The 25,444-nt window shown below is 64.5% G+C and carries 22 protein-coding genes; 15 read left to right on the forward strand and 7 right to left on the reverse strand.

The window, feature by feature from the left end; translation table 11 throughout:
• The first annotated feature begins 150 nt into the window (after window positions 1-150).
• Window positions 151-1,071, forward strand: coding sequence for an alpha/beta fold hydrolase (locus KUF59_RS30160; protein WP_212455825.1), 921 nt, complete (start codon window positions 151-153; stop codon window positions 1,069-1,071).
• 128 nt (window positions 1,072-1,199) lie between these two features.
• A complete protein-coding gene (locus tag KUF59_RS30165; protein WP_212455826.1) occupies window positions 1,200-1,655 on the forward strand; it encodes a nuclear transport factor 2 family protein in 456 nt (151 codons plus the stop codon).
• Between the two features lie 21 nt (window positions 1,656-1,676).
• Here KUF59_RS30165 and KUF59_RS30170 read toward each other — a convergent pair whose 3' ends face one another.
• From KUF59_RS30170 to KUF59_RS30195, 6 genes are all read right to left on the reverse strand, one after another.
• Window positions 1,677-2,351, reverse strand: a complete 675-nt coding sequence (locus KUF59_RS30170) for a spermidine synthase (protein WP_212455827.1) — start codon at window positions 2,349-2,351, stop codon at window positions 1,677-1,679.
• Window positions 2,352-2,509: 158 nt separating this feature from the next.
• Complete coding sequence (locus tag KUF59_RS30175; protein ID WP_212455828.1) at window positions 2,510-5,746, reverse strand: bifunctional cytochrome P450/NADPH--P450 reductase; 3,237 nt, start codon at window positions 5,744-5,746, stop codon at window positions 2,510-2,512.
• 125 nt (window positions 5,747-5,871) lie between these two features.
• Window positions 5,872-6,867, reverse strand: coding sequence for an alpha/beta fold hydrolase (locus KUF59_RS30180; protein ID WP_212455829.1), 996 nt, complete (start codon window positions 6,865-6,867; stop codon window positions 5,872-5,874).
• A gap of 18 nt (window positions 6,868-6,885) precedes the next feature.
• A complete protein-coding gene (locus KUF59_RS30185; protein WP_258767290.1) occupies window positions 6,886-8,436 on the reverse strand; it encodes a wax ester/triacylglycerol synthase family O-acyltransferase in 1,551 nt (516 codons plus the stop codon).
• Window positions 8,437-8,483: 47 nt separating this feature from the next.
• On the reverse strand, window positions 8,484-9,284 hold the full coding sequence (locus KUF59_RS30190) for an esterase/lipase family protein (protein WP_212455831.1): 801 nt from the start codon (window positions 9,282-9,284) through the stop codon (window positions 8,484-8,486).
• A complete protein-coding gene (locus tag KUF59_RS30195; RefSeq protein WP_140981208.1) occupies window positions 9,284-9,541 on the reverse strand; it encodes a DUF6489 family protein in 258 nt (85 codons plus the stop codon). The genes KUF59_RS30190 and KUF59_RS30195 overlap by 1 nt, the downstream gene beginning before the upstream one ends.
• Window positions 9,542-9,933: 392 nt before the next feature.
• Between KUF59_RS30195 and KUF59_RS30200 the strand changes: the two genes are divergently transcribed.
• The 13 genes from KUF59_RS30200 (at window position 9,934) to KUF59_RS30260 (ending at window position 24,536) form a co-directional block, all read left to right on the forward strand.
• The gene (locus KUF59_RS30200; RefSeq protein WP_212455832.1) at window positions 9,934-11,529 is read left to right on the forward strand and encodes an ABC transporter substrate-binding protein; all 1,596 of its coding nucleotides are present in this window, start codon (window positions 9,934-9,936) and stop codon (window positions 11,527-11,529) included.
• 101 nt (window positions 11,530-11,630) lie between these two features.
• Window positions 11,631-12,611: an ABC transporter permease gene (locus KUF59_RS30205; protein ID WP_212455833.1), complete on the forward strand. Its 981-nt coding sequence runs from the start codon at window positions 11,631-11,633 to the stop codon at window positions 12,609-12,611.
• 11 nt (window positions 12,612-12,622) lie between these two features.
• Window positions 12,623-13,594, forward strand: coding sequence for an ABC transporter permease (locus KUF59_RS30210; protein ID WP_212455834.1), 972 nt, complete (start codon window positions 12,623-12,625; stop codon window positions 13,592-13,594).
• Window positions 13,595-13,607: 13 nt separating this feature from the next.
• Complete coding sequence (locus tag KUF59_RS30215) at window positions 13,608-14,594, forward strand: ABC transporter ATP-binding protein (RefSeq protein WP_212455835.1); 987 nt, start codon at window positions 13,608-13,610, stop codon at window positions 14,592-14,594.
• Window positions 14,591-15,580, forward strand: a complete 990-nt coding sequence (locus KUF59_RS30220; protein ID WP_212455836.1) for an ABC transporter ATP-binding protein — start codon at window positions 14,591-14,593, stop codon at window positions 15,578-15,580. The genes KUF59_RS30215 and KUF59_RS30220 overlap by 4 nt, the downstream gene beginning before the upstream one ends.
• 88 nt (window positions 15,581-15,668) lie before the next feature.
• Complete coding sequence (locus tag KUF59_RS30225) at window positions 15,669-17,471, forward strand: gamma-glutamyltransferase family protein (RefSeq protein ID WP_212455837.1); 1,803 nt, start codon at window positions 15,669-15,671, stop codon at window positions 17,469-17,471.
• A gap of 12 nt (window positions 17,472-17,483) precedes the next feature.
• Window positions 17,484-18,194 carry a DUF1028 domain-containing protein gene (locus KUF59_RS30230; RefSeq protein ID WP_212455838.1) on the forward strand — a complete coding sequence of 237 codons (711 nt, stop codon included), beginning with the start codon at window positions 17,484-17,486 and terminating at the stop codon, window positions 18,192-18,194.
• Window positions 18,191-19,180 carry an ABC transporter ATP-binding protein gene (locus KUF59_RS30235; protein ID WP_212455839.1) on the forward strand — a complete coding sequence of 330 codons (990 nt, stop codon included), beginning with the start codon at window positions 18,191-18,193 and terminating at the stop codon, window positions 19,178-19,180. The genes KUF59_RS30230 and KUF59_RS30235 overlap by 4 nt, the downstream gene beginning before the upstream one ends.
• Window positions 19,180-20,286, forward strand: coding sequence for an ABC transporter ATP-binding protein (locus KUF59_RS30240; RefSeq protein ID WP_212455840.1), 1,107 nt, complete (start codon window positions 19,180-19,182; stop codon window positions 20,284-20,286). The genes KUF59_RS30235 and KUF59_RS30240 overlap by 1 nt, the downstream gene beginning before the upstream one ends.
• 22 nt (window positions 20,287-20,308) lie before the next feature.
• Window positions 20,309-21,820, forward strand: coding sequence for an ABC transporter substrate-binding protein (locus tag KUF59_RS30245; protein ID WP_212455841.1), 1,512 nt, complete (start codon window positions 20,309-20,311; stop codon window positions 21,818-21,820).
• A gap of 145 nt (window positions 21,821-21,965) precedes the next feature.
• On the forward strand, window positions 21,966-22,907 hold the full coding sequence (locus tag KUF59_RS30250; protein ID WP_212455842.1) for an ABC transporter permease: 942 nt from the start codon (window positions 21,966-21,968) through the stop codon (window positions 22,905-22,907).
• Window positions 22,908-22,910: 3 nt separating this feature from the next.
• Entirely contained in the window at window positions 22,911-23,798 is an 888-nt protein-coding gene (locus KUF59_RS30255; RefSeq protein WP_212455843.1) for an ABC transporter permease, read from the forward strand.
• 402 nt (window positions 23,799-24,200) lie between these two features.
• A complete protein-coding gene (locus KUF59_RS30260; protein ID WP_212455844.1) occupies window positions 24,201-24,536 on the forward strand; it encodes a PilZ domain-containing protein in 336 nt (111 codons plus the stop codon).
• Window positions 24,537-24,695: 159 nt separating this feature from the next.
• Here the strand turns inward: KUF59_RS30260 and cnbZ are convergent, their stop codons facing one another.
• The gene (cnbZ, locus tag KUF59_RS30265) at window positions 24,696-25,439 is read right to left on the reverse strand and encodes a 2-amino-5-chloromuconate deaminase CnbZ (RefSeq protein ID WP_212455845.1); all 744 of its coding nucleotides are present in this window, start codon (window positions 25,437-25,439) and stop codon (window positions 24,696-24,698) included.
• Window positions 25,440-25,444: the final 5 nt, after the last annotated feature.

Below are 25,444 nucleotides of genomic sequence, written 5' to 3' on the forward strand. Positions count from 1 at the left end.
TTTTCCGCCATACGACACCGTTGCGGCGAGCCGGTCAACCCGGGAGAAGCGGCGGCGATAAGCGGCTCCATGTCGCGCGCGAGGCTTCTTTGCGGCGGCAAACCATGCGATAGAACGGAGGTCGTCCAACCGGTTTCCAAGGAGCGGTCCGTGAACGCCTCTGCCCATCAACCGCCGCAGATCGCGCGCGCCAACGGCATCGACATCTGCTACGAGATTTTCGGCGATGCGAATGCCGAGCCGCTGCTGCTGATCATGGGTCTCGGCGCCCAGATGATCCATTGGGATGATGCGTTCTGCGAAAAGCTCGCCGCACGCGGCTTTCGTGTGATCCGCTTCGACAATCGCGACATCGGCAAGTCCAGCCACATGACCGGCGGCAAGCGGCTGACGCCGTTCGAGCTGCTAAAGCTCCGGTTCCTCAAAATTCCGGTGGCAGCGACCTACAAGCTCATCGACATGGCGAAGGACACGGTCGGGCTGATGGATGCGCTCGGCATCAAGTCCGCGCATCTGGTCGGCGCCTCCATGGGCGGCATGATCGCGCAGGAGGTGACGCTATCGTTCCCGCAGCGCGTGCGCTCGCTCACCTCGATCATGTCGACCACGGGCAATCCGCGCGTGCCGCCGCCGACGCGGGAGGCGGCCGCGATGCTGATGGCACCCCCGCCGCGCAGCAAGGAAGAATATATCGAGCGCTTCGGCAGGACCTGGAAGGTGCTGCGCGTCGGAAGCTTTCCGGAAGAAGAAGCCCTCGATCCCGGCCGTGCCGAGCGCACCTTCGCCCGCGGCCTCAACCCCGCCGGGGTCGGCCGCCAGTTGCGTGCGGTGCTGGCCTCAGGCAGCCGCAAAGAGCGTCTGCACAAGGTGACCGCGCCGACGCTGGTGATTCACGGCACCGTCGATCCGCTGGTGCGCCCCGAAGGCGGCAAGGACACCGCGGCCTCGATCCCGAACGCAAAGCTGTTGATGATCGACGGCATGGGCCACGCGCTGCCGGCGCGCTTCTGGCCCGAGATCATCGGCGCGATCGACGAGCACGCCCATCGCGCGGCGGCGAAGGCGGCGTAGATCGACGCAGGCGGTCTCCTCACGGTGACCATGTGAGCTGCCGGTTACTCTCTTAACGTAAGCCGGTGCGAAAGCTATACAGGCCTCCCTCAATCGCAAGAAAGAGACTGCGGCCTCTCGGAGCTCACATGCATCTCATCGTCCGGCCGGCCGCCATGATTGCCGCTTCAATGCTCATGCTGTCCGGCGCCGCGATAGCCGCCAGCGCGCAAGAAGAGGCCAATCGCAAAACCGTGCTTGCCTTCTACGAGAAGGGGCTCAACCAGAAGGACGCGGATGCAGCCCTCGCCCATGTCGGCGACCGCTACGTCCAGCACAATCCGAACGCCGCCGATGGTCCCGACGGCTTCCGCAAATTCATCGGCTTCCTGCGCGAGAAATTTCCGAACTCGCACGGCGAGATCAAGCGTAGCTTCGTGGATGGCGACTATGTCATCCTGCACGTTCACGCGGTTCGCGAGCCCGGCACCAGGGGCAACGCGATCGTCGACATTTTCAAGCTGGAGAATGGCAAGATCGTCGAACACTGGGACGTCGTTCAGCCCATCCCCGAAAATCCGGCGAACAACAACACGATGTTCTGACGGGCGCGTTGGGCGACCACGTCAGGTCTTCGTCGCGATCCAGATCACGTGCCGGGCGCCGCCGCCTCGTCCGGTGGCGCGGACGGCGACTTCGTTGACGTCAAATCCGGCCTGTTGAAGCCGTCTCGTGAATTTCGGATGCGGGCCGGACGACCAGACGGCAAGGACCCCGCCGCGCCGCAACGCGGTGTGCGCAATTCTCAGTCCAGCGACGTCGTACAGCGCGTCGTTAGTCCTGCGGGTGAGACCTTCCGGGCCGTTGTCGACGTCGAGCAGGATGGCGTCAAATGTGAGCGGATGCCTTTCGATGACCCGTGCGACGTCGGCTTCACGAATCTCGACGCGGGGATCGTCCAGGCTGTCGCCAAAAATCTCCGCCATCGGCTCCCGTGCCCAGGCGACGACCTCGGGAACCAGCTCGGCCACCACGATCTTCGCCTGCTTCCCCAGCACGCCGAGCGCAGCACGGAGCGTAAAGCCCATGCCTAGGCCACCGATCAACACGCGCGGCTTAGCGACCTTCTCGATCTTCTTCGCTGCGAGCGTGGCGAGCGCCACTTCCGAGCCCGACAGACGGCTGTTCATCAGCTCGTTGGTCCCGAGCTTGATGGAGAACTCCTTGCCGCGACGCATCAGGCGGAGTTCGTCCTTGGTGCCGGGAATGCGCGCGGTGCCGAGTTTGAGCCAGGGAATCATGACACGCGTTCTAGCACGGCAGAGATTCGTAGGGTGGTTAGCCGAAGGCGTAACCCACCTCTTTGCTATCCGCGTCGACAGAAGCGGCGGGTTACGCCGCGCGGCCTGCGCTTCGCGCAGCCGCTCAGCTAACCCACCCTAGGAACCGCAATCCGCGGTCAGCCGCCGGCCCAGACGTCGAGCACGTAGCGGTTCTTCGCGCCGAGATCCTCGATCCAGCGGGCACCGGCGGCGGCATCGCTGCCGGTCTTCTCGCGATAGATCGCGACAAGCGCCGCCTTCACGTCCGGCTCCATCTTGCCGCCATCGCCGCAGACATAGATGATCGCGCCTTGCTCGATCAGGGACCAGACCTTGTCCTTCTGCGCGGCGAGCACATGCTGCACATAGGTCTTCGGTCCGTCGGCACGCGAGAAGGCCGTAAAGAGCTCGGTGATGCCGCCGGCCGCCAGCGACTTCAGCTCATCCGCGTAAAGAAAATCCTGATCAGGATGGCGGCAGCCGAAGAACAGCATCGCGGGCCCAAGCGTGGCACCCTTCGCCTTGCGCGCGGCACGCTCCTGGAGGAAGCCGCGGAACGGCGCCAGCCCCGTGCCCGGCCCGATCATGATGATCGGCACGGAGGAATCGTCCGGCAGGCGGAAGCCCGCCTTGGTCTCGCGCACGATGGCATAGATGGTGTCGCCGACCCGGCGATCGCACAGATAGTTCGAGCAGATGCCCTTGTAGGTGCCGCGGCCGGACGCCGCCGGCCCCTCGACAACACCAACGGTGACGCTGCAACGCGCGGGGTCCACCGAGGGTGAGGACGAGATCGAATAATAGCGCGGCGCCAGTAGCGACAGCATTTCCAGATAGGCATGGAACGGCAATTCGCAGGCCGGATATTCCAGCAGCAGGTCGAGCACCGATTTTCGCTTGGCGAGAATCCCGCTGCGATAGCGCTCGCTCGCCTCCGCATCGTCGCCGACGAAGGCGAGAAGTTTTGGCTTGGTCACGGGGCAGCGGGTGTGCTCCGACATGATCTGGATCTGCTTGCGGGTCGCGACCTGCTGGAGCTCGACGAAGTCGGTCAGGAGCTGGCCGACCGAGACGGTCTCGCCGACCGGCAATTGCGCGCGCCTCCCCTCGGCAACCCCGAGCCTGATCTGGTCGGCGGGCAGGAAGCCGAAGCGGCGGGCGACCGCATCGACCAGTGCAGGATCGTTGCGCGGCACGACGCTGAGGTGGTCGCCGACGCGATAGGTCACGCCCGGCGGCAACTGCACCTCGATGTGACGGGTTGAGCGCTCCGACGGGTTGGGACCTTCCTTGTTCTGGAGCTCGTCATTTGCGAGGAGCTTCATCGCCGCTGTGCCGCCGAGTGCCGCGATCGCATTGACCGCACCGGGCGCGACCGGCTCGACCTTGTAAAGCGGCTCGTCGTCTGCGCTGCGGCTGAAATTCGCGGCCAGCCCGAACTCCTTCATCGCCGCTGGCGCAACCGAGGCAAACCACTTCTCGAACTGGCCGTCGAGATCGCTGCGCGCATCGCCCTCACCGCGCGCATGGACGCTGCGCGCGCCGTGGGCGGCGAGTTGCTCGTCGATGAAGCGCGGCACGGATTGATAGGTCGCCGCCCAGTCGCTGTTGCCGCAGCCGAACACGGCATAGCGCACCTTTGCAAAGGCGTCCTTCGGCAGCTCGCCATGCAGCGACTTCACGAACTGCGTGGCATTGTCTGGCGGCGCGCCGTTGTAGGAGGCGCAGAAGATCAGCACGCCGCCCTCCGTCGGCAGCTTGCCGACATGATTGTCGAGCGGCGCGAGCTTGCTGGCGAAGCCGTTGACCTGTGCGAGGTCGGCGACGCGCGCTGCCATTTCCTCGGCGGTGCCGAGATTGGAGCCGTAAAGCACGAGCAGCGGCGTGTTGTGGCCCGGACGCGCGGTGGCGCGCGGCGTGGCCGCGCCTGTGCTCACTGTGGCCGCCGCCGGTCCCGCATAGGTGCCGCGCTCGCGGTCGGCGCGCGGGCGAACCTTGATCTTGAAGCCTTCCGGCTTCATCGTCAGCGTTTCCTTCAGATGCATCTGGTAACGCTGATGATCGACCAGCTTGAAACGCTGGAGGATCATGCCGAGCGCGAGTGCGGCCTCGTGCATGGCAAAACCGCGACCGATGCAGGCGCGCTGGCCGTTGCCGAAGGGTTTCCAGGCGTTGACCGGACGCTTTGCCTCCGCCTCGCGGCTAAAGTTCTCGGGATCGAAATTGTCGGGGTTCGGGCCCCAGACGCTGGGGTCGCGGTGCAGCGCCGTCACCAGGATCGTCGTGAAGGTGCCCTTCCTGAGCTTGTACTTGCCGCCGCCGATCGTCTCGTCCTTCAACGGCGAGATGCCATAGGCTGGCGCCGGCGGCCACAGCCGCAGCGCCTCCTTCAGGATCTGGGTGATGTATGTGAGCTGCGTCACCTGCTGATAGGTCGGCCGGGCATCGACATTCGGACCGAAGACGCGGTCGACCTCGTCATAGGCCTTCTTCAGGATATCCGGATGCTTGAGCAGCGCGTAGAGCGTGTAGGACAACAGCCCGCTGGTGGTCTCGTGGCCCGCAATCAGGAAGGTGTTGATCTGGTAGCGGATGTTAATGTCGTCGAGCTGCTCGCCGGTCGAGCGGTCGACGCCGGTCATCATGGCGGCCAGCATGTCCTTCTTGTCGTCGATCGCCTCCGCGTTCTTGCGGCGCTCGGCGATGATCTCGTCCACCATCTTATTCATGAAGGCGACGTCTTCGGCAAGCGTCTTGCGGCGCTTCTGCATCCAGATCTGCTCGAACGGCAGGCCGCGCGTCATCATGATGGTTTCGAGCGAGCGCACCAGCGACTCGACGAAGGGATGGTAGTCGGTCCGGTAGAACGAGTTGAAGCGGTAGTCGAAGCCGCACAGGCCGATGGTGTCGAGCGTCAGCGCGGTCATGTCATGGACGACGTCGATCTCGTCGTCGGCATTGAGCCGCTCCCATTTCTTGACGAGCTGCTCGGCGATATCGATCATGCTCGGGTGATAGGACTGCATGGCGCGGTTGCCGAACGGCTGCAGCAGGATGTTGTGCGCCTTGCTCCAGTTCGGCTCGTTGGTATCGGCCGTGAACAACCCGTCGCCGCCGACCGCGCGCACGCGCCGCAGCGCACCGCGCACCGCCTTGTCGAACCGCTTCTCGTCGGAGAGCTCGTCGACGAGGTCATGGCCGGAGACGATGACGAGCGGCGCGCCCATCATGTCGAGCCAGAAGATCGGCCCCAGCTCTTTGGCAAGCCGCGTCAGGTGCTGCACCGGTGCCGCCGAATCCAGCGACAGCATGTTGCCGACCACCGGCTTGGTGGGCGGATGCGGAATCGGGTTCAAACGATTCTTGGATGACATTGACCTGCGTATCCCCCTGCCTCGTTATTCAACGTCGTCATTGCGAGCGTAGCGAAGCAATCCAGAAATGTATCCGCGGTCGCAGATCTGGATTGCTTCGTCGCTTCGCTCCTCGCAATGACGAATTACCCGAACCGCCTTCTACGCCATTCGATCAGCTTGGCGCTGACCTCCTCCGGCTTTTCCTGCTGCGTCCAATGGCCGCTGTCCTTGACCAGATACTTCTCCAGGTCCGGCACGAGCCTCTCCATGCCGTCGGCTGCGGACGGCGGCAGCACGGCGTCGTTCTCGGCCATGATCATCAGCGAAGGCACGTGGACGTGATGGTCCAGTCCCGCCGAGCGCAGCCAGTTGCGGGTGAAGTTGCGGTACCAGTTGATGCCGCCGGTAAAGCCGGTCTTCGTGAAGGTGTCGACAAACACCTTCTTCTCCTCCGCCGACAGGATTGGCGTGCGCGGATCATGCTTCGCGTCGTAGTTCGCTATCATCTGCGGAAACGCCAGGTTGATCCGGGCCGAAGCGCCAATGCCGGCAATCGGCTCTTCCTCCGGCGCATCCGCAGGGCGCGCGACCGGTTTGCGCATGAACGCATCAAATGTCTGCTCGACGCGGCTGCCGAAAATCCGGTCGGGCGCACGCCCCGGATCCTGGAATTGGACAATGTACATGTGATCGCCGAAGCGCTGGCGGAACAGCGCGATCGGATCTGCCGGCGCGCGGTCCCAATGCGGCGTGTTGACGCCGACGACGCCGGCGACGCGTGCGGGATGCCGCAGCGGCATCTGCCAGACGACGAAGCCGCCCCAGTCGTGGCCAACGAAGATTGCCTTGTCGATTCCGAGCTGGTCGAGCAGGCCGACGAGATCGCCGGTCAGATGTTCGAGGTCGTAGTCCTCGACCGTATCAGGCCGGTCGGTCGCACCATAGCCGCGCTGATCGGGCGCGATCACGCGGATGCCGGCCTCGCTCAGCGCCTTGATCTGGTAACGCCAGGAGAAGGCGAGCTCCGGCCAGCCGTGGCAGAGCACCATCGGCGGCTTGTCGGTCTGCGGGCCAGCCTCGTAATAGCCCATGCGGATTCCGTTCGTCTGCACGAACTTGAGCGGCGGCATTTCAATCATCGCAAACGTCCTGACTTCCTATTCGGCGGCGCCCTTGATGTCGGCTGCCGGCGGGTCGTAGGCCGCCTCCAGCGCGGCGAACTCCTCCGGCAGCATGTCGCACATCACCTGCACATGCGGGATGATGTTGGCGCCGACGATGAAACCGAAATCGAGCTGATCGCGATAGCTCTGCACGGTGATGTTGAGCGCCTGACCGTGGGTCGAGATCGACACCGGGAAGATGTGCAACAGCTCCGCGCCCGCGGCATACAGCGTCTGCCGCGGCCCCGGCACGTTGGAGACCGTGATGTTCGCGGCCGGCGGCAGCACGTCCGACAGGTTGGAGCGGCTGTAGAGCAGAGCCAGGATCTGAACCATGATCGGCGCGCCGAGCATCGAGATATTGGAGACCTGCGGCATCAGCGCGCGCAGCGGATGCGACATCTCCTTGGACTTGGTCGACTGCGCGATGATCGCCTCCAGTCGCGCCTTGGGATCGTCGATATTGGTGGCGATCGAGCAGATCATGCCGAACACCTGGTTGTTGGCTTCGGTGTTGCCCTCCTCGCGCAGCGAGATCGGCACCGCCGCGGTCAGCGACTTCGGCGGCAGCGTGCCATATTGCTTGAGGTAGCGCCGGACCACGCCGGAGGCGAGCGCCAGCACGACGTCGTTGAGCTTGCCGCCGGCCCGCTTGGCGAGCGCCTTCGAGCGCGACAGCGAGATCGAGACACCGGCAAAGCTGCGTTCGGACGAGATCGTCTTGTTGAGAATGGTCGGCGGCGACACCATGCTCGCGAGGCTCTCGCGCGAATTGGGATCAGCGACCTTGCCGAGCACGTCCGAGACGCTCTTGAGCACCGTCGGGATGTTGCCGGCGAAGCGCACCGCGCTCTCGATCTGGTACATCGCATTGTCGAACAGGATCGAGCCGATGTCGCTCTTGCCGGTGCGCGGCAGTTGCAGATTTTTCGCCGCCGCCGACGCGTCGAGCGGCTGGCTGAAAAGCTGCTGGTAGGAATCGAGCAGATTGGCCGCGATGTCGCGCGGCTCCTGTCCGGTCTTGGCGCCGGCCGTCGGCGGTTCGACCGTCCGGGGGATCGGCGAGATGTCGTAGATCATGCTGGTCAGCGCCGCACCGGCACCGCCGTCGATGGCGGCATGGTGCATCTTGGAATAGAGGCCGACCTCGTTGTTCTTCATGCCCTCGAACACGTAGAACTCCCAGAGCGGGCGGGCACGGTTCAAGAGCTTTGCATGCATCCAGCCGACGATGCGCTCGAGCGTGGCGCGGTCGCGCGGCGCCGGAAGGCTGGCACGGAAGATGTGGCGGTCGATGTCGAACTGGTCGTCCTCGACCCAGGAGGGATGATCTATGTCAAGCGGCGCCTTTTCCGGCCGCGCCTTCAGGATCGGCGCGATGTGCAAGCGCGAGACGATCATCGCCTTGAAGTCTTCGAAGAAGTCGCCCTTGTAGTCGTCGGGTAGGCGGAAGATCGCCATGCTTCCGACATGCATCGGCATTTCCGGCGTTTCCAGATACAGAAATGACGCGTCCAGTGACGACAGCTTCTTACCGTCAGCCATAGTTCCCTCCCGAAAAATCTCAATGGGCGCCTTTCCGGCGCCTCTTCTCAAGCCGGTACTGTAGGGTCCGGCGGGGCATATGCAATGGCAAACGGGCCCGCCCGGTCAAATGGCCAGAACTCCCCCTCGGGCTGGGCCAGACGATCGGCCACCGCCCAGAGCGCCGCCGGGTTGACGCCGAGGCCGATATGGCTGGCGAACAGCACTTCGATGTTCTCGGCCCGCTCCGATGGATGCAACAGGCAGGTACGCCAGTTCACGATGCCGTCGCTGCGGGAATAGATCGAGCTGCACGGCACCGGCAATTCGCCGGCGATCGCGTCGCGCAGCTCGACATAGTCGTCGACCCGCTCGCCCGACAGCGCTTCGTAGAGCCGCGTCGCATTGGTCGCCCGCACGTCGTTGGCAAAGGGGCTGCCGAGCGTGACGACGTAGCGAACCATGTCGGGCGCCTGGAGCGCGAGGTCGCGGGCATAGACGCCGCCGAGGCTCCATCCGATCAGGCTGACCTTGCGCCCCGTCTCCTGATGGATCTCGGCAAGACGGGCCCGCAGCGCGTCACGGATACGCGCAAGCCCGCCGAGGTTGCGGCCCATCCGCCAGGCATGGGCGTCATAGCCGAGCTCACGGAGATAGCGGCGGATCGGCACCATCGAAAGATCGCTGGCGAGGAAGCCGGGCAGCGCCAGCACGGGATGACCGTCACCCCGCGGCGCGCGCATCAGCAATGGCGACAGAACGAGGCTGGCATTGAGCTCGAACAGCCCCCGCGCCTCCGCAAGCATGAGGCCGAGGCTCGGCGGACGAAGCCGGCTCGAGGCCCGCGCTTCGTGTGAGTCCGACGGCATTATTTCTTCTTGTCGCTGCTGCGCGTCCCGCCCAGGCCCGCCATGGTGATGAACATGTCCTGGAACCGTTCGGCGAGTTTTGGATCGAACGTGAACCAGCTCTGCAGCAGCGATTCAGGCGAGACCTTATCGATGTTGGACATCATCTGCTGCTGCAGCTTGTCCATCACGGCGGTCTGCATCGGCATCACATCGGGCAGGCCGAAGAACTGACGCGCCTCGAGGGGGGTGCAGTCGATTTCGATGTTAACCTTCATGTCCCCTCCAAAAGCGGATTCGAGCGGCGTGACACAGTATCACCGCGAGTTGTGGTGCGACGCAAGCGACCTGATGCCGGCCGCAGGCGGCCCTCCCCCCAATTGCCGGATATGGTCAATCAAATCGTGCCCTCCGGCATGTGCCACCCAACCGGTGATCGATGGCCGGCAGCGTCGCTCCCACCCCTTCATTCCGCACGGCGAAAGTCGAATGTCGCGCGCTCGGCTCTGCCTCTAAACCTTACAGGTCAGCATTGCTGCACAGCGGCGCAAGTTGGTGCGTTCCTTGCTGGAATCGCGCTTGCACGGGTCGAGAACTCTGGGCAACATGGATTAATCAGCTCCGCCGACAACCAAAAATCACCGGCGTAGCAGAGCGGAGAAGGTCAAGAATGTCAGTCGGTCGAAGTGTGTTTGCGGCGACGCTCGCCGGTATGCTTGCGTTGACGGTTTCGCCGGCGTCCAGCCAGACGCTGCGCTATGCCAACCAGGGTGACCTGAAGTCGCTCGATCCCTATACCCTCAACGAGAGCACCACCCACGCCCATCTCGGCCACGTCTATCAAGGCCTCACCGCGCGCGACAAGGACCTCAAGATCATTCCGGCGCTGGCAGAGAGCTGGGAAACTCCGGAGCCGACCCGCTGGCGCTTCCATTTGCGCAAGGGCGTGAAATTCCACAACGGCGACCCCTTCACCGCCGACGACGTCGTCTTCTCGGCCGACCGCGTCCGCAAGAAGGGCTCAAATATGCAGACGCGCCTTGCGGCCGACGTCAAGGTCGTCAAGGTCGACGACTACACCGTCGATTTCGTCCTGCCCTCGCCCAATCCCATCCTGCATAATGCGTGGGACGTCTGGTACATCATGGACAAGAAATGGGCCGAGGAGAACAACGTCGTCGATCCGACGCCGGTGGCGGCGACCACGCCGAGCTACGCCTCGCTGCACGAGAACGGCACCGGTCCCTTCACCATCGAAAGCCATCAGCCCGGCGTGAAGACGGTGTTCAAGGCCAACCCCAATTACTGGGGCAAGGTCGAAGGTAACCTGAAGGAGATCATCTTCACCCCGATCTCCTCCGATGCCACCCGCGTCGCCGCGCTGCTCTCGGGCGAAGTCGACGTCATCGAGCCGGTGCCGATCCAGGACATCTCCCGCGTCGATTCAAGCCCGAACGCCCAGGTGCTGAAGGGGCCTGAGCTGCGCACCATTTTCATCGGCTTCGATCAGGTCCGCGACGAGTTGCTCTACTCCAACGTCAAGGGCAAGAACCCGTTCAAGGACGTCCGCGTCCGCGAAGCCTTCTACAAGGCGATCGATATCGAGCTGATCAAGACGCGCGTGATGCGCGGTCTGTCGACGCCGTCGGCGCTGATGATCGCGCCCGAACTGTTCGCACTATCCAAGAGCTTCACGCGCCCGAAATTCGATCCTGATGGAGCCAAGAAGCTGCTGACCGAAGCCGGCTATCCCGACGGCTTCGAGGTCACCATGGACTGCCCGAACGACCGCTACGTCAACGACGCCGCGATCTGCCAGGCCGTGGTCGGCATGCTCGCCCGCATCGGCGTCAAGATCAATCTCCTGGCACAGCCCAAGGCGCAGTATTTCGCCAAGGTGCTGAAGCAAGGCAACTACCAGACCTCGTTCTTCCTGCTGGGCTGGACGCCAAGCACGATGGATTCCCACAACGTGCTCAATGACATCATGGGCTGCCGCGACGATGCGAAATCCTCGCGGGGCGAGGCCAATCTCGGCGGCTACTGCAACAAGGAGTTCGACGCCATCACCGACAAGGTGCTCGTCGAAACCGACACCGAGAAGCGCAACCAGCTGATCAAGGAGGCCTACGCGATCGGCATCAAGGACTGGTCCTACATCCCGCTGCACCAGCAGGCACTGGCCTGGGGCGTATCGAAAAAGGTCAACCTGCCGCAACGTGCCGACAATCTGGTCATGTTCCATTGGGCGACAAAGAAGGATTAGCGTCAGTTGAACACAGGGTCCCGGCAGCGTCAGGCTTCCGGGACCTTTCCTTTTCCGGCTGACAAAGACGTCGCCAGACACATTCAAGGAAAGTGGAAGGAATGCTCGCTTTCACTCTTCGCCGCGCCGTCCAGGCCATCGGCGTCATGTTCGCCGTCGGCATCATCGCGTTCTCGATGTTCCGCTTCGCCGGCGACCCCGTCAACCAGATCGTCTCGATCGACACGTCGGCGGCCGAACGCGAAGTCGTGCGCAAGTCGCTCGGCCTCGATGATCCGGTGCCGGTGCAGTTCGTGCGCTATTTCGCCGATGCCGCGCAATTCAAGTTCGGCGTCTCCTATCAGTTCCGCCAGCCGGTCGCGACGCTGTTGATGGAGCGTATGCCGGCGACGCTGGAACTGGCAGTCTGCGCGACCGTATTTGCAATGGTGCTCGGCATCCTGATGGGCGTCTATTCGGCGCTCAAGCGCGACACCGTGCTCGCCAAACTATTCCAGGCCGTTTCGCTGATCGGCATCTCGCTGCCGACCTTCCTGATCGGCATCCTCCTGATCTATCTGTTCGCGGTGACATTGGGCTGGTTGCCCTCGTTTGGCCGCGGCGAGGTGATCAAGCTCGGCTGGTGGACCACCGGCCTGCTCACGCTGTCGGGCCTGAAGGCGCTGATCATGCCCTCGATCACGCTCGGCCTGTTCCAAATGACCCTGATCATGCGGCTCGTGCGCGCGGAGATGCTGGAAGTGCTGCGGACCGACTATATCCGCTTCGCCCGCGCAAGGGGGCTGACCACCCGCGCCGTCCATTTCGGCCACGCGCTGAAGAACACCCTCATTCCCGTGATCACGGTGGCCGGACTTCAGTTTGGCTCGGTTATTGCATTTTCGATCATCACCGAAACCGTGTTCCAATGGCCGGGCATGGGACTTCTGTTCGTGCAGGCCGTGCAAAACGTCGATATCCCGATTATGGCCGCCTACCTGCTGATGGTTTCGCTCATCTTCGTCACCATCAATCTGGTGGTCGACATCCTCTACACCGTGGTCGATCCGCGCCTGCGCTCGACCGTCGGCCGCGCCGCATAAGGCAGCCCTGCATGTCCGACGCCATCGCCTCCAATTCCGACAAGCCGAACGCGCTGCCGACGCATGCCGCCCGCGGCTGGCTCAGCCGCGCGCTCGACAGCGACATCTTCCATTCGTTCCGCCGCTCCAAGCTGACCATGGTGGCAGCGGCCATCACCGTGCTGTTCTTCCTGCTCGCGATCTTTGCATCCGCGCTCGCGGTGCAGAACCCGTTCGATCCGGCGCAGCTGCAATTGATGAACTCGCGGATCTCACCGCTCTGGACCGCCGACGGCCAGAGCCCGTTCCTGCTCGGCACCGACGAGCAGGGCCGCGACGTGTTCTCCGCCATCCTCTACGGGCTGCGTATCTCGCTCGCCGTCGGCGTGGCCGGCGTGATCTTCGCCGGCGCGCTCGGCATCGCGCTCGGCCTGATCGCCGGGTATTTCGGAGGCGCGGTCGACGGCGTGATCATGCGGATCGCCGACGTGCAACTCACCTTCCCCGCGATCCTGATCGCGCTGCTGGTCAATGGCATCGCAAAATCGATCCTCGGCAACAGGCTGGATGCCAACAGCATGCTGGTGGTGCTGGTGATCTCGATCGGGCTGAGCTTCTGGGTGGGGTATGCCCGGACGGTGCGCGGCTCCGTGATGGTCGAGAAGAACAAGGACTACGTGGCAGCCGCGCAGCTGATCGGCCTGCCCGCACCGAAGATCATGGTGCGGCATGTCCTGCCGAACACGATGGGCCCGATCCTGGTCATCGCCACGATCAACCTCGCGCTTGCCATCATCACCGAGGCGACCCTGTCCTTCCTAGGCGTCGGCCTGCCCGACACAATGCCCTCGCTCGGCACTCTGATCCGGATCGGCAACAACTATCTGTTCGCCGGCGAATGGTGGATCGTCGCTTTCCCTGGCCTGGCGCTCGCCGCCTTGATCCTCTCCATCAACCTGCTCGGCGACTGGCTGCGCGACGCGCTCAATCCCAAACTCCGATGAAGTTGCCTCGCTCATGACCGACACCGTTCTCTCCGTGCGCAATCTTCAGGTCGAGTTCGCCTCGCGCCGCGGCACGCTGCGCGCCATCGACGGCGTTTCCTTCGACATCGCCAAGGGCGAGGTGCTGGGCGTGGTCGGCGAATCCGGCGCCGGCAAGTCCGTGACCGGGCTAGCGGTCATCGGTCTGATCGATCCGCCCGGCCGCATCGCCGGCGGCGAAATCCATCTGTCGGGCCGGCGTATCGACAATCTGCCGCCGGAAGAGATGCGGCGCGTGCGCGGAAAGCGCATCGGCATGATTTTTCAGGATCCGCTGACCTCGCTCAATCCGCTGTATCGGGTCGGCGACCAGATCGTGGAGACAATCCGCACCCATCTCAGCCTGTCCGAAACGGCCGCGCGCCGCCGCGCCATCGACCTGCTCGCCGAGGTCGGCATCCCCGCGCCGGAAAAACGCATTGACGGCTATCCGCACGAATTCTCCGGCGGCATGCGCCAGCGCGTCGTCATCGCGCTTGCGATCTGCGCCGAGCCCGAGCTGATCATCGCCGACGAGCCGACCACCGCGCTCGACGTCTCCGTGCAGGCGCAGATCATCTCACTGATCAAGCGTCTGGGCCGCGACCACGGCACCGCCGTGATGCTCGTGACCCACGACATGGGGGTGATCGCGGAAACCTCCGACCGCGTCGCGGTGATGTATGCCGGGCGTGTCGCCGAGATCGGCCCGGTGCAGGACGTCGTGAGGAATCCGCTGCACCCCTATGCCAAGGGCCTGATGGGCGCGATCCCGACGCTCGCGGGCGAGGACAAGCGGCTCGTACAGATTCCCGGCTCAATGCCACGCCTGTCGGCGATTCCGCGCGGCTGCTCCTTCAATCCGCGCTGCGCCTTTGCCTTCGACCGCTGCCGGGTCGATCGCCCCGAGCCGCTGCGCCAGGGCACGCAATCCGTCGCCTGCCATCTCTATGACACGGCACCCGCGGAGAACGCGGCATGAGCGCACCCTTCGTCCGGGCCAAAGACCTGCGCCGCGTCTTCGACGTCTCAAAACCGTGGCTCAACCGCGTGCTGGAAGGCGGGCATCTCGAATATCTCAAGGCCGTGGACGGCGTCACCTTCGAGATCAGGAAGGGCGAGACGTTTGCGCTGGTCGGCGAGTCCGGCTCCGGCAAGACCACGGTGGCGCGGATGATCGTCGGGCTGCTGCCGCCGAGTTCGGGCGAAGTGCTGATCGACGGCGTCTCGATGACTGATCCGAAACAGGCCCCCGCGCGACGGCGCCTGCGCCGTCGCATCCAGATGATTTTCCAGGACCCCTATGCGAGCCTCAATCCGCGCTTCCGGGTCGACGCCATTATCGCCGAGCCGATCCGCGCCTTCGACCTGATCCAGGGCGAGCGCGACATCCAGGCCCGCGTGGGCGAACTGCTGAGCCTCGTCGGACTGCATCCCGACGACCGGCTCAAATATCCGCATGAGTTCTCCGGCGGTCAGCGCCAGCGTATCGCGATCGCGCGCGCGCTGGCGTCCGACGCCGAGTTCATCGTCTGTGACGAGCCGACCTCGGCGCTCGACGTCTCCGTGCAGGCTCAGATCCTGAACCTGATGCGCGATCTTCAGGACAAGTTCGGCCTTACCTACATGTTCATCAGCCACAACCTCGCCGTGGTCAGGCACATGGCGAGCCGCGTCGGTGTGATGTATCTCGGCCGGATCGTCGAGATCGCCGAGGGGCGCGAATTGTTCGCCAGTCCCCGCATGCCCTACACCAAGATGCTGTTGGGGGCGGTGCCTGATCTGGCAATGTCCGGCCGGCAGCGCATCCCCGTGAAGGGCGAGATCCCGAACCCGATCGATCCGCCGCCCGGCTGCGCCTTCAATCCGCGCTGCCCGCTGGCCTTCGACCTCTGCCGCAAGGAGGCGCCAAGGCTGATCGACGGCGTCGCCTGCCATGCCGTCAACACCGCGCCGGTCCCGGCGTGACGCGCCCGTGCCATGCTTTGGGAACAATTGGCAGCAGGCTCCGCCTGTGATCAATTGCGCGCGCCGAAATTAAGAAAAGCGAACTGACATGGCCAATATCAATCCCGATCCTTTCACGACCCGGCCCGAGATCGAGGGCACGTTCGGGGTCGTCGCCTCCACGCACTGGATCGCCACGGCTGTTGGCATGGGCATTCTGGAAAAAGGCGGCAACGCTTTCGATGCCGGTGTCGCGACCGCCTTCACGTTGCAGGTGGTCGAGCCGCATCTGAACGGCCCTGGTGGCGACGTGCCTGTTATCGTGCATGACGTCAAACGCGGCCGCACCGAGGTGATTTGCGGCCAGGGTCCGGCGCCGGCCCGCGCCACCATCGCGCATTACAGGAGCGAGGGGCTCGACATGGTGCCCGGCACCGGGCTGTTAGCTGCCTGCGTCCCCGGCACCTTCGAATCCTGGATGATGCTTCTGCGCGACTACGGCACGCTGCGCCTGCGCGATGTGCTGGAGCCCGCGATATCATACGCGCGCGACGGCTACCCGCTGGTCGAGCGCGCCAGCGCCACCATCCAGACCGTCGAGCAATTGTTCCGAAAATATTGGCCGACCTCGGCCGCGGTCTATCTGCCCAATGGCGAAGTGCCCAAGCCCGGCACGCTCTTCACCAACAAGACGCTCTCTGAGACCTATGCACGCATCCTCGAGGAAGCCGAGAGCGGAGGCGGCAGCCGTGACGCCGAGATCGAGCGCGCGCGAAAAGCCTGGTCGCAGGGTTTTGTGGCCGAAGCCATCGACAAGTTCTGCCGCACCCAGGAGGTGATGGACGTCAGCGGCTCACCGCACCGCGGCGTGCTCTCCGCCGACGACATGGCGCGCTGGCAGCCGACGGTCGAGGCACCCCTCACCTACGACTACGGCCGCTACACCGTGTGCAAGGCCGGCGTCTGGAGCCAGGGCCCGGTGACGCTGCAACAGCTCGCGCTGCTCAAGGGCTTTGCGCTCGACGGGCTCGACCCCACGGGAGCCGAGTTCATCCATCTCCAGATCGAATGCGCAAAACTCGCCTTTGCCGATCGCGAGAAGTTTTACGGCGATCCAAATTTCAGCGAAATCCCGATCACGACGTTGCTGTCGGATGCATATAACGACGAACGCCGCAAGCTCGTCACCGACAAGGCATCGCTCGAATTCCGTCCCGGCTCCGTCGAGGGCTTTGGCGGCGTGGTCAAGCTGCGCCGCGCCGAAGGGCAACGCGAAGCGGTCGGCGCGCTCGGCGCCGGCGAACCCACGGTCGGCCGTTTCGGCGAGGTGCGCGGCGACACCGTGCATTTCGATATCATCGACAAGGCGGGCAACATGGTCTCGTCGACGCCGTCGGGCGGTTGGCTGCAATCCTCGCCCGTCATTCCCGAACTCGGCTTTTGTCTCGGCAGCCGGGCGCAGATGTTCTGGCTCGATGAAGGCCATCCGGGAGCGCTCGCACCCGGCAAACGGCCGCGCACCACGCTCTCGCCGACCATGGCGCTGCGCGACGGCGAGCCATATCTGGCCTGGGGCTCGCCGGGCGGGGACCAGCAGGACCAGTGGATCACGCAGTTCTTCCTGCGCCACGTCCACTGCAACCTCAATCTCCAGGAATCGATCGACGCGCCGGCCTGGCACTCCGAGCATTTCCCGATCTCGTTCTGGCCGCGTACGGCTCGCCCCGGCGTGCTCGTGGTCGAGAACCGCGTGCCCAAGGCGACGATCGAGACCCTGCGCGCACGCGGGCACATCGTCGAGGTCGGCCCCGACTGGTCGGAGGGCCGCCTGACCGCAGCCTCGCGCGTCGGCGTGCGCCGTCGTGCCGCCGCCAATCCGCGCGGCATGCAGGGCTACGCGGCAGGACGCTAACGGACAAACGCTATGACCTGGTCGATCATCGCGAGAGACAGCAGGACAGGCCAGCTCGGCATCGCGGTCGCGACCAAATTCTTTGCCGTCGGCGCGCGCGTGCCGTTCATCGCCGCGGGCCTCGGCGCCATCGCGACGCAAGCCTTCGTCAACCCCTATTACGGCATCGACGGCGTCAAACTGTTGCGCGAAGGCCTGAACGCGCAGGATGTTCTCGCCGCGTTGCTCGCAACCGATGACGGCCGCGAAAGCCGGCAGATCCACATCATGGACGCCAGCGGCGCAATTGCTGCACATACGGGGCGCGACTGCACAGAATGGTGCGGCCATCTCTCGGGCAGCGGCTTCTCCATCGCCGGCAACATGCTCGCGGGTCCCGACGTCCTCGACGAGACGGCCAAGACGTACATTGCCAACGACAGCCTGCCCTTCCCGCGCCGCCTGCTCGCGGCGATGCGCGGTGGCGAAGCGGCCGGCGGCGACAAGCGCGGCAAGCAATCGGCCGCACTCCTGATCCATGGCGAGGAGGAGTGGTCGGCGCTCGACCTGCGCGCCGACGACCATCCCGATCCGCTCGCCGAGCTCGAACGCCTCGAGCAGGTCAGCCACGAGCTCTGGGTCCACTTCCGAAGCTCACTGCCGACGCGACAGAATCCGGCCGGAAGCACCGACCGCAGCGTCATCGACGCCCGCATCGCCGCGGCGCGCACAGAACAATCATGACGGCCGGACCGCTGATCGAGATCGAGGGCCTGCGCGTCCGCTTCCACGGCGACGATGGCCGCGTCACTCACGCGGTCGACACCATCGACCTCAGCGTCGCCAATGGCGCGACGCTCGGCATCGTCGGCGAATCCGGCTGCGGCAAGAGCGTGACGTCACTCGCGATCATGGGGCTGCTGCCGAAGACGAGCGCGGAGGTCACAGGCAGCATCCGCTTTGACGGCTTTGACCTGCTGCAGGCACCCGACCAAACCCTGCGCGACCTGCGCGGCAATCGGCTCGCCATGATTTTTCAGGAGCCGATGACCTCGCTCAATCCGAGTTTTACCGTCGGTGACCAGATCGTCGAGACGATCCTTCGCCACCGCGGCGGCTCACGGCGCAGCGCGCGAGAGCGCGCAATCGAGCTGTTGCGCCGGGTCCATATCCCCTCGCCCGAGCGGCGAATCGACGAATATCCGCACAAGCTCTCCGGCGGCATGCGCCAGCGCGTGATGATCGCGATGGCGCTGGCCTGCGATCCGCGCCTGTTGATCGCGGACGAGCCGACCACGGCGCTCGACGTCACGCTCCAGGCGCAGATCCTGGAGCTGATGCGCGAGTTGAAGGCGGCGAGCGGCGCCGCCATCATTCTCATCACCCACGATCTCGGGGTCGTCGCCGAGGTCTGCGACGAGGTCGCGGTGATGTATGCCGGCGAGATCGTGGAGCGCGCGCCGGTGGATGAGCTGTTCGCAGCGCCTCAGCATCCCTACACGGTCGGCCTGCTCGGTTCGATCCCACGGCTCGACCATCGTGCCGAGCAGCTTGCGACCATCGAAGGCATGGTGCCGAACATGGCGCAGCCGCCAACGGGCTGCCGTTTTGCCGCGCGCTGCCCGTTCGCGCTGGAAGCTTGCACCAAGGCGCCACCACCGCTCGCCGACGTCAGCTCCGGCCATCTGTCGCGCTGCATCCGCGCGCCGCTCGAACGTCTGGTGTCGTGATGGCGCTGCTCGATGTCGAGGGCCTGGTCAAGCACTTCGTCGCCGAACGCTCCCTGCTCGGCCGCCCACGCGCGCATGTCAAAGCCGTCGACGGCGTGAGTTTTTCGCTTCAATCCGGCAAGACGCTGGCGCTGGTCGGCGAGTCCGGCTGCGGCAAGTCGACCGTCAGCCGCCTGGTGCTGCGTCTGATCGAGCCGGACGCCGGCTCAATCCGCTTCGACGGCCGCGATCTGCTTGCACTCGATGCCGGCGCGCTGCGTGCATTCCGCCGCCAGGCGCAGATCATCTTTCAGGACCCTTATGCCTCGCTCAACCCGCGCATGACCGTCGGCCAGATCTTGACCGAGCCGCTTGCCCTGCACGATCTCCTGCCGGCCGCGCAGCGTCGCCAGCGCGTCGAGGAGCTGTTGCGGCTGGTAGGGCTCGAGCCGCGGCTGGCGCGGCGCTATCCGCATGAATTCTCCGGCGGCCAGCGCCAGCGCATCGCGATTGCCCGCGCGCTCGCGGTCGAGCCAAAGCTGATCATCTGTGACGAGCCGGTCTCGGCGCTCGACGTCTCCATCCGCTCGCAAATCCTGAACCTGCTGCGTGAGCTCCAGGACAGGCTCGGCCTTGCCTATATTTTCGTCTCGCATGACCTCGCGGTGGTCAAGCACATCGCCGACCGCGTCGCGGTGATGAATCTCGGGCGCATCGTCGAGACGGCGGAGGCCGACGCGCTGTTCGCTTCCCCGCGCCATCCCTACAGCCGCGCGCTGCTGTCCGCGATCCCATTGCCTCAACCGCAAGCCAAGCGCAGCACGATTTTGCTTCAGGGCGAGATGCCGAGCGCGCTCAATCCGCCCTCGGGCTGCCGCTTCCACACCCGCTGCCCCTTCGTGGTCGACCGCTGCCGCGGCGAGGAGCCAATGCTCGTCGCCGACAGCACCGGTCACGCCGCCGCCTGCCATCGGGTCGCGGAACTGCCGCCGCCCGGCGCGATCCTCCCAAAAGGCGGCGGGTTCTCGCCCGCGCTTGCAAAATTGGTCGCGGCTTTCAGCCAAAAGACGGAAGGCGCTGAGGCCTCCGGGGTTGGTATACAAGGTGCAACGCCACCCGCGACGTAGCGGAAGCTAAGGGGACTGTCCGATGAAACACTTTCGCCTCGCCGCCACGGCCGCCGCATTGTTGCTGTCACTTGGTGCGGCCGGCCAAGCCCAGACCACGCTCCGCATCGGGCTCGCGGAAGACCCCGACATCCTCGATCCCACAATGGCGCGCACCTATGTCGGCCGCATCGTGTTCTCGTCGTTCTGCGACAAGCTGTTCGACATCGACGAGAAGCTCAACATCGTGCCGCAGCTCGCGCTGTCGAGCGAGACCGACGACGACGGCAAGGCCCTGGTCATCAAGCTCCGCCCCGGCGTGAAATTCCACGACGGCGAGCCGTTCAACGCGGAAGCCGCAAAGTTCTCGATTGAAAGGCACCTCACCTTCCCCGGCTCGTTCCGCAAGCCTGAGCTCGCCTCGGTCGATCGTGTCGAGGTGATCGATCCCCTCACCGTCAGGCTGGTGCTGAAGTCGCCGTTCTCGCCGCTGCTCGCGCAACTCACCGACCGCGCCGGAATGATGGTATCGCCGAAGGCCGCGAAGGAAGCCGGCGACAAGTTCGGGCTGCGTCCGGTCTGCGCCGGTCCCTACAAATTCGTCGAGCGGGTCCAGCAGGACCGCATCGTATTCGAGAAGTTTTCCGACTACTGGAACAAGGACAACGTCTTCATCGACCGCATCGTGTTCCAGCCGATCGTCGATGCCACGGTGCGGCTCGCCAATTTGAAGTCCGGCGGGCTCGACCTGATCGAGCGCGTGCTGGCCACCGACCTCAAGGAGGTACGGTCGGACTCCCGGTTGAAGGTCGCGACGGCGATCGAACTCGGCTATCAGGGCGTCACGCTCAATATCGGCAAGGACAAGGCCAAGGGCCCACTCAGCCAGTCCGCCAAGGTGCGGCAGGCGCTCGATCTTGCGATCGACCGCGACGCCATCAACCAGGTCGTGTTCAACGGCGAATTCCAGACCGGCAATCAATGGGTCAATCCTGATCATCCCTACTACCAAAAGGCCTTCCCCGTTCGGGCCCGCGACGTAGCGAAGGCCAAGGCGCTGTTGAAGGAAGCGGGCGTCACGCCGCCGGTCAGTGTCGACTTCCTGGTGTCGAAGGGCGCCGAGACCGAAACGCCAGCGCAGGTGATCCAGTCGATGGCATCAGAAGCCGGCTTCGACATGAAGATCCGCGTCACCGAGTTCGCGACCGGCCTGAAGCAGGCCGAGGCCGGCGACTTTCAGGCCTATATGCTGGCCTGGAGCGGCCGCGTCGATCCGGACGGCAATTCGTTTATCTTCCTGCACAGCAATGCTCCGCAGAACTACAGCGCGTGGAACAATGCGGAGGCCGACAAGGCGCTCCAGGAGGCGCGGCTCGTCACCGACCCTGTCAAGCGCAAGGCAACCTATGAGACATTGGCAAAGCTGGTGCAGGAGGAGGAGCCGCTCCTCTACCTCTACCATCGCCGCATCATCATCGCGCACAGCACGAAGCTCGAAGGCTACAGGCAGATGCCGGACGGGCTGGTGCGCGTCATCGGGCTGAAGCTGAAGTGACGAACGCGGCGAAGATTTCGTGTCCCGGATGCGATGCAGCGCGTCAGCGGTGCATTGCTGATCCGGGACCCATTGCAGTTACCTGGGTCCCGGTTCTGCGGCGCATCGTTGCACGCTGCGCCGCGCCCGGGACACGAGCGGCATCATGCTGAACTTCCTCGCCCGCCGCCTTGCGCAGATCGTGCCGACGCTGTTCTTCGTGTCGGTGCTGATCTTTTCGCTCCAGCAACTCTTGCCGGGCGATCCGGCGCTGGTGATGGCGGGTGAGGAGCGCGACCCGGCCGTGATCGAGCAGATCCGCCGTCAATACCGGCTCGATCAGCCGGTGCCCGTGCAGTACGTCTATTGGGTCAAGGGCGTGCTATCAGGCGATTTCGGGGAATCGCTGCGCAACAAGATGGCGGTGCGCGATCTGATTGCGCAAAAGCTGCCGGTGACGTTGCAGCTTGCCTCGATGGCGATTTTGATCGCCTTCTTCATCGGCATTCCCGCCGGGATCATATCCGCGGTCAAGAAAGGCTCGGCCTGGGACTGGGGCGCGAACCTGTTCGCGCTGTGGGGCATCTCGACGCCGAACTTCTGGCTCGGCATCATGCTGATCTTCCTGTTCTCGATCGAGCTCGGCTGGCTGCCGGCGTCGGGCTATGTTCCGCCCACCGAAAACTGGCGCGCGAGCCTTGCCGCCACCATCATGCCCGCCTTCGTGCTCGGCAACGCCATCGCCGCGATCCTGATGCGGCACACGCGCAGCGCGATGCTGCAGGTGCTGGAGAGCGACTACGTCCGCACCGCCCGCGCAAAAGGCCTGTTGGAGCGCACAGTCATCCTCAAGCACGCCATGCGCAACGCGCTGACGCCCGTCATCACGCTCGGCGCGCTGGAACTGGGAACGCTGCTGTCCGGCGCCGTCCTCACCGAGCAGATTTTTTCCATTCCCGGTTTTGGCAAGCTGATCGTCGATGCCGTCTTCAACCGCGACTATGCGGTGGTGCAGGGCGTGGTGCTGGTCACGGCGACCATCTACATCACGCTCAATCTGATCGCCGACATCGCCTACATCCTCGTCAATCCACGGCTGCGGGGCTAGGCCATGACCGACGCCGCACTGTCAGCCGCCCCCACCATCGACATCCACGAGTTGGAGAGCCCGGCGCGCCGGGCGCGGCGGCGCCTGTTCAAGCGCAAGGCCGCAGTGCTGGGGCTCGTGGTGCTCACGGCCTTCATCCTGCTTGCGCTGCTGGCGCCGTTGATCGTGCCTTACGACCCGATCGCGACGAGCTGGGGCCTGGTCCGCAAGTCGCCGACGGCGTCGCACTGGTTCGGCACCGACGAACTCGGCCGCGACATTTTGAGCCGCGTCGTCTATGGCGCGCGCGCTTCGCTGCTCGCTGGCGCCATTTCGGTCGCGATCGCGCTCGGCATCGGCGTGCCGCTCGGCCTGCTCGCCGGCTATCGCGGCGGCTTCACCGATGCGCTGATCAGCCGGATCACCGATGCGATGCTGGCCTGCCCGTTCCTGATCCTGGCAATTGCGCTTGCCGCATTCCTGGGACCGAGCCTCGGCAACGCCATGATCGCGATCGGCATCTCGGCAACGCCGATCTTCATCCGCCTCACCCGTGGCCAGGTGCTGAGCGTCAAGGCCGAGGACTATGTCGAAGCGGCGCGTGCGCTCGGAAATCCGCCCTGGCGGATTGCGCTCTCCCACATCCTGCCGAACATTCTCCCCGCACTCCTGGTGCAGGCGACGCTGTCGATCGCGGCCGCGATCATCGCGGAAGCCGCGCTATCGTTCCTCGGCCTCGGCCAGCAACCGCCGGCGCCATCCTGGGGCAGCATGCTCAACGCCGCACAGCGCTTCCTCACCCAGGCGCCATGGATGGCGATCTGGCCGGGCCTTGCGATCTTCCTGGTGGTGCTGTCGCTCAACCTGCTCGGCGACGGCCTGCGCGACGCGCTCGACCCGCGGCAGCGCTAAAGCGCGTGGTGGATTTGGGTCCGGCCATGGGCTTCCGGGGCCGGACAACAAAAATGTCGAAAACAACCCCATGCACAGTAGCCGGTTCGCCGGCACGAATGATTGCGGATTTTACGAAAATAACTTGACACGTCCGGCAAATCGCTATCGTGGTGAGGTCGACCTCCCGCTTCGAAAGCACGAACGTCCGTTTGAAAGGTCGGCGTCAAGCGTCCGAATTAACCACCAACTCCGATCCAATTTTAATAAGACAATAATACTGCTTGTTAGCCTAAGCCGCACAGATCAACGTTGCGGCTGTTTTCCGGGCGTCGGCGGGACCGGGAAACTGACTTCGTAAAGCGCGATCGCAATCGCTGCGGTCGTTCGATGGAGTTGCCTTCCCATTTGGAGCATCTCGCCATGATCGAACGTCGTGCAATGAAGCGCATACCGATCAACCGGGCGGCGCTGCTGTCATTTGATGAAATTCGTGGGACTCATCCATGCATGGTGCGCGATATCAGCGCCTTGGGGGCCTGCATCTCCGCGCCGTACTATATATTTGCCAACGAATTTGTGCTGTCGTTCGACGGCCATTCCGGAATCTTCATCTGCCGCGTCGTGTGGAAGAAGGAGACGCTTTGCGGCGTTTCCTTCCTCCTGCGTCGTCGCGCGCCGAAATTGGCGAACGATTCCGGCGAGCCCACAAATGTGGTGCGACTTGATCGCCAGATTGGGTGCCGCGGGCGTCGTTAGCTTAGAAGAGTCGGCATAACTCCTTGCGCACGCCGACGGGGCGATCGAATAGGCCCGGCCCACTTCCGGTGTTGGCCCCAAGGCCGACATGCGGCCATGTCGGCTTCAAGGTCGCCTTCTAAGAGCAAAGCGGACGCGACGAACTTATGAGTACACACCCTAGATCACCGCTTCCCGCACCACGCGCCGGCAATCCATCTCGTATTCGAGATCGACCACCGGCGGCCGCGCAAAGTGCCAGGTCAGGCCGGAGCGCAGCGCGCCGCGACGGACCAGCTCGTCGGCGAGCGCATGATGGAAGTCGCGGATCGAATAGGCCTGGACGCCGGTGGCGTCTTTCCAGCCAAAGCCGAACGCCGCCATGCGGTTTTCCATCTGCGACGTCGTGAAGCGCACCTTCTCCTTGATCGCATCAGGGCTCAGGTCGCGATAGCGCACGGTGCGCTCGACATAGCTGCCAGCCCCCTCGCGCGCCTCGGCCCCGCCAGCAATCACGAAGGTCGGTGTGCTGGAGCGCGAGGGCCGCGTGAAGGAGAATGCGTAGAACGACGGTTCGCTCGGCGGGTCGAGCTCGGGGCAAACATTGCTGCGCGCCACCGGATTGGTGGTGCCGTCAAAGATGCCCCATTCCGACAGCGTCTTGACGTAGTGCAGGTTGAAGGCGCGAAAGCCTTCTTCGGTGAACGCGGCCGGCGAGCGCAGCTCGCAGGCACAGAACGCCGTCAGCGGCCGCCCCGCCTCCTGGATGAATTTTGCCGCTCGTGCAAAGCCCTCGGCGAGCGGCAGCCAGCGGTCGAAGCGGACGCGCTCGATTTCGTAGCCGGGATCGGCGCACGCGCCAGCCGAATATTGGAATACCGAGGGGATGAAGCGATAATTGCCGGCCGTAAACTCGCGCGTCATTTCCA

The sequence above is a fragment of the Bradyrhizobium arachidis genome (genome assembly GCF_024758505.1).
Lineage (GTDB): Bacteria > Pseudomonadota > Alphaproteobacteria > Rhizobiales > Xanthobacteraceae > Bradyrhizobium > Bradyrhizobium manausense_C.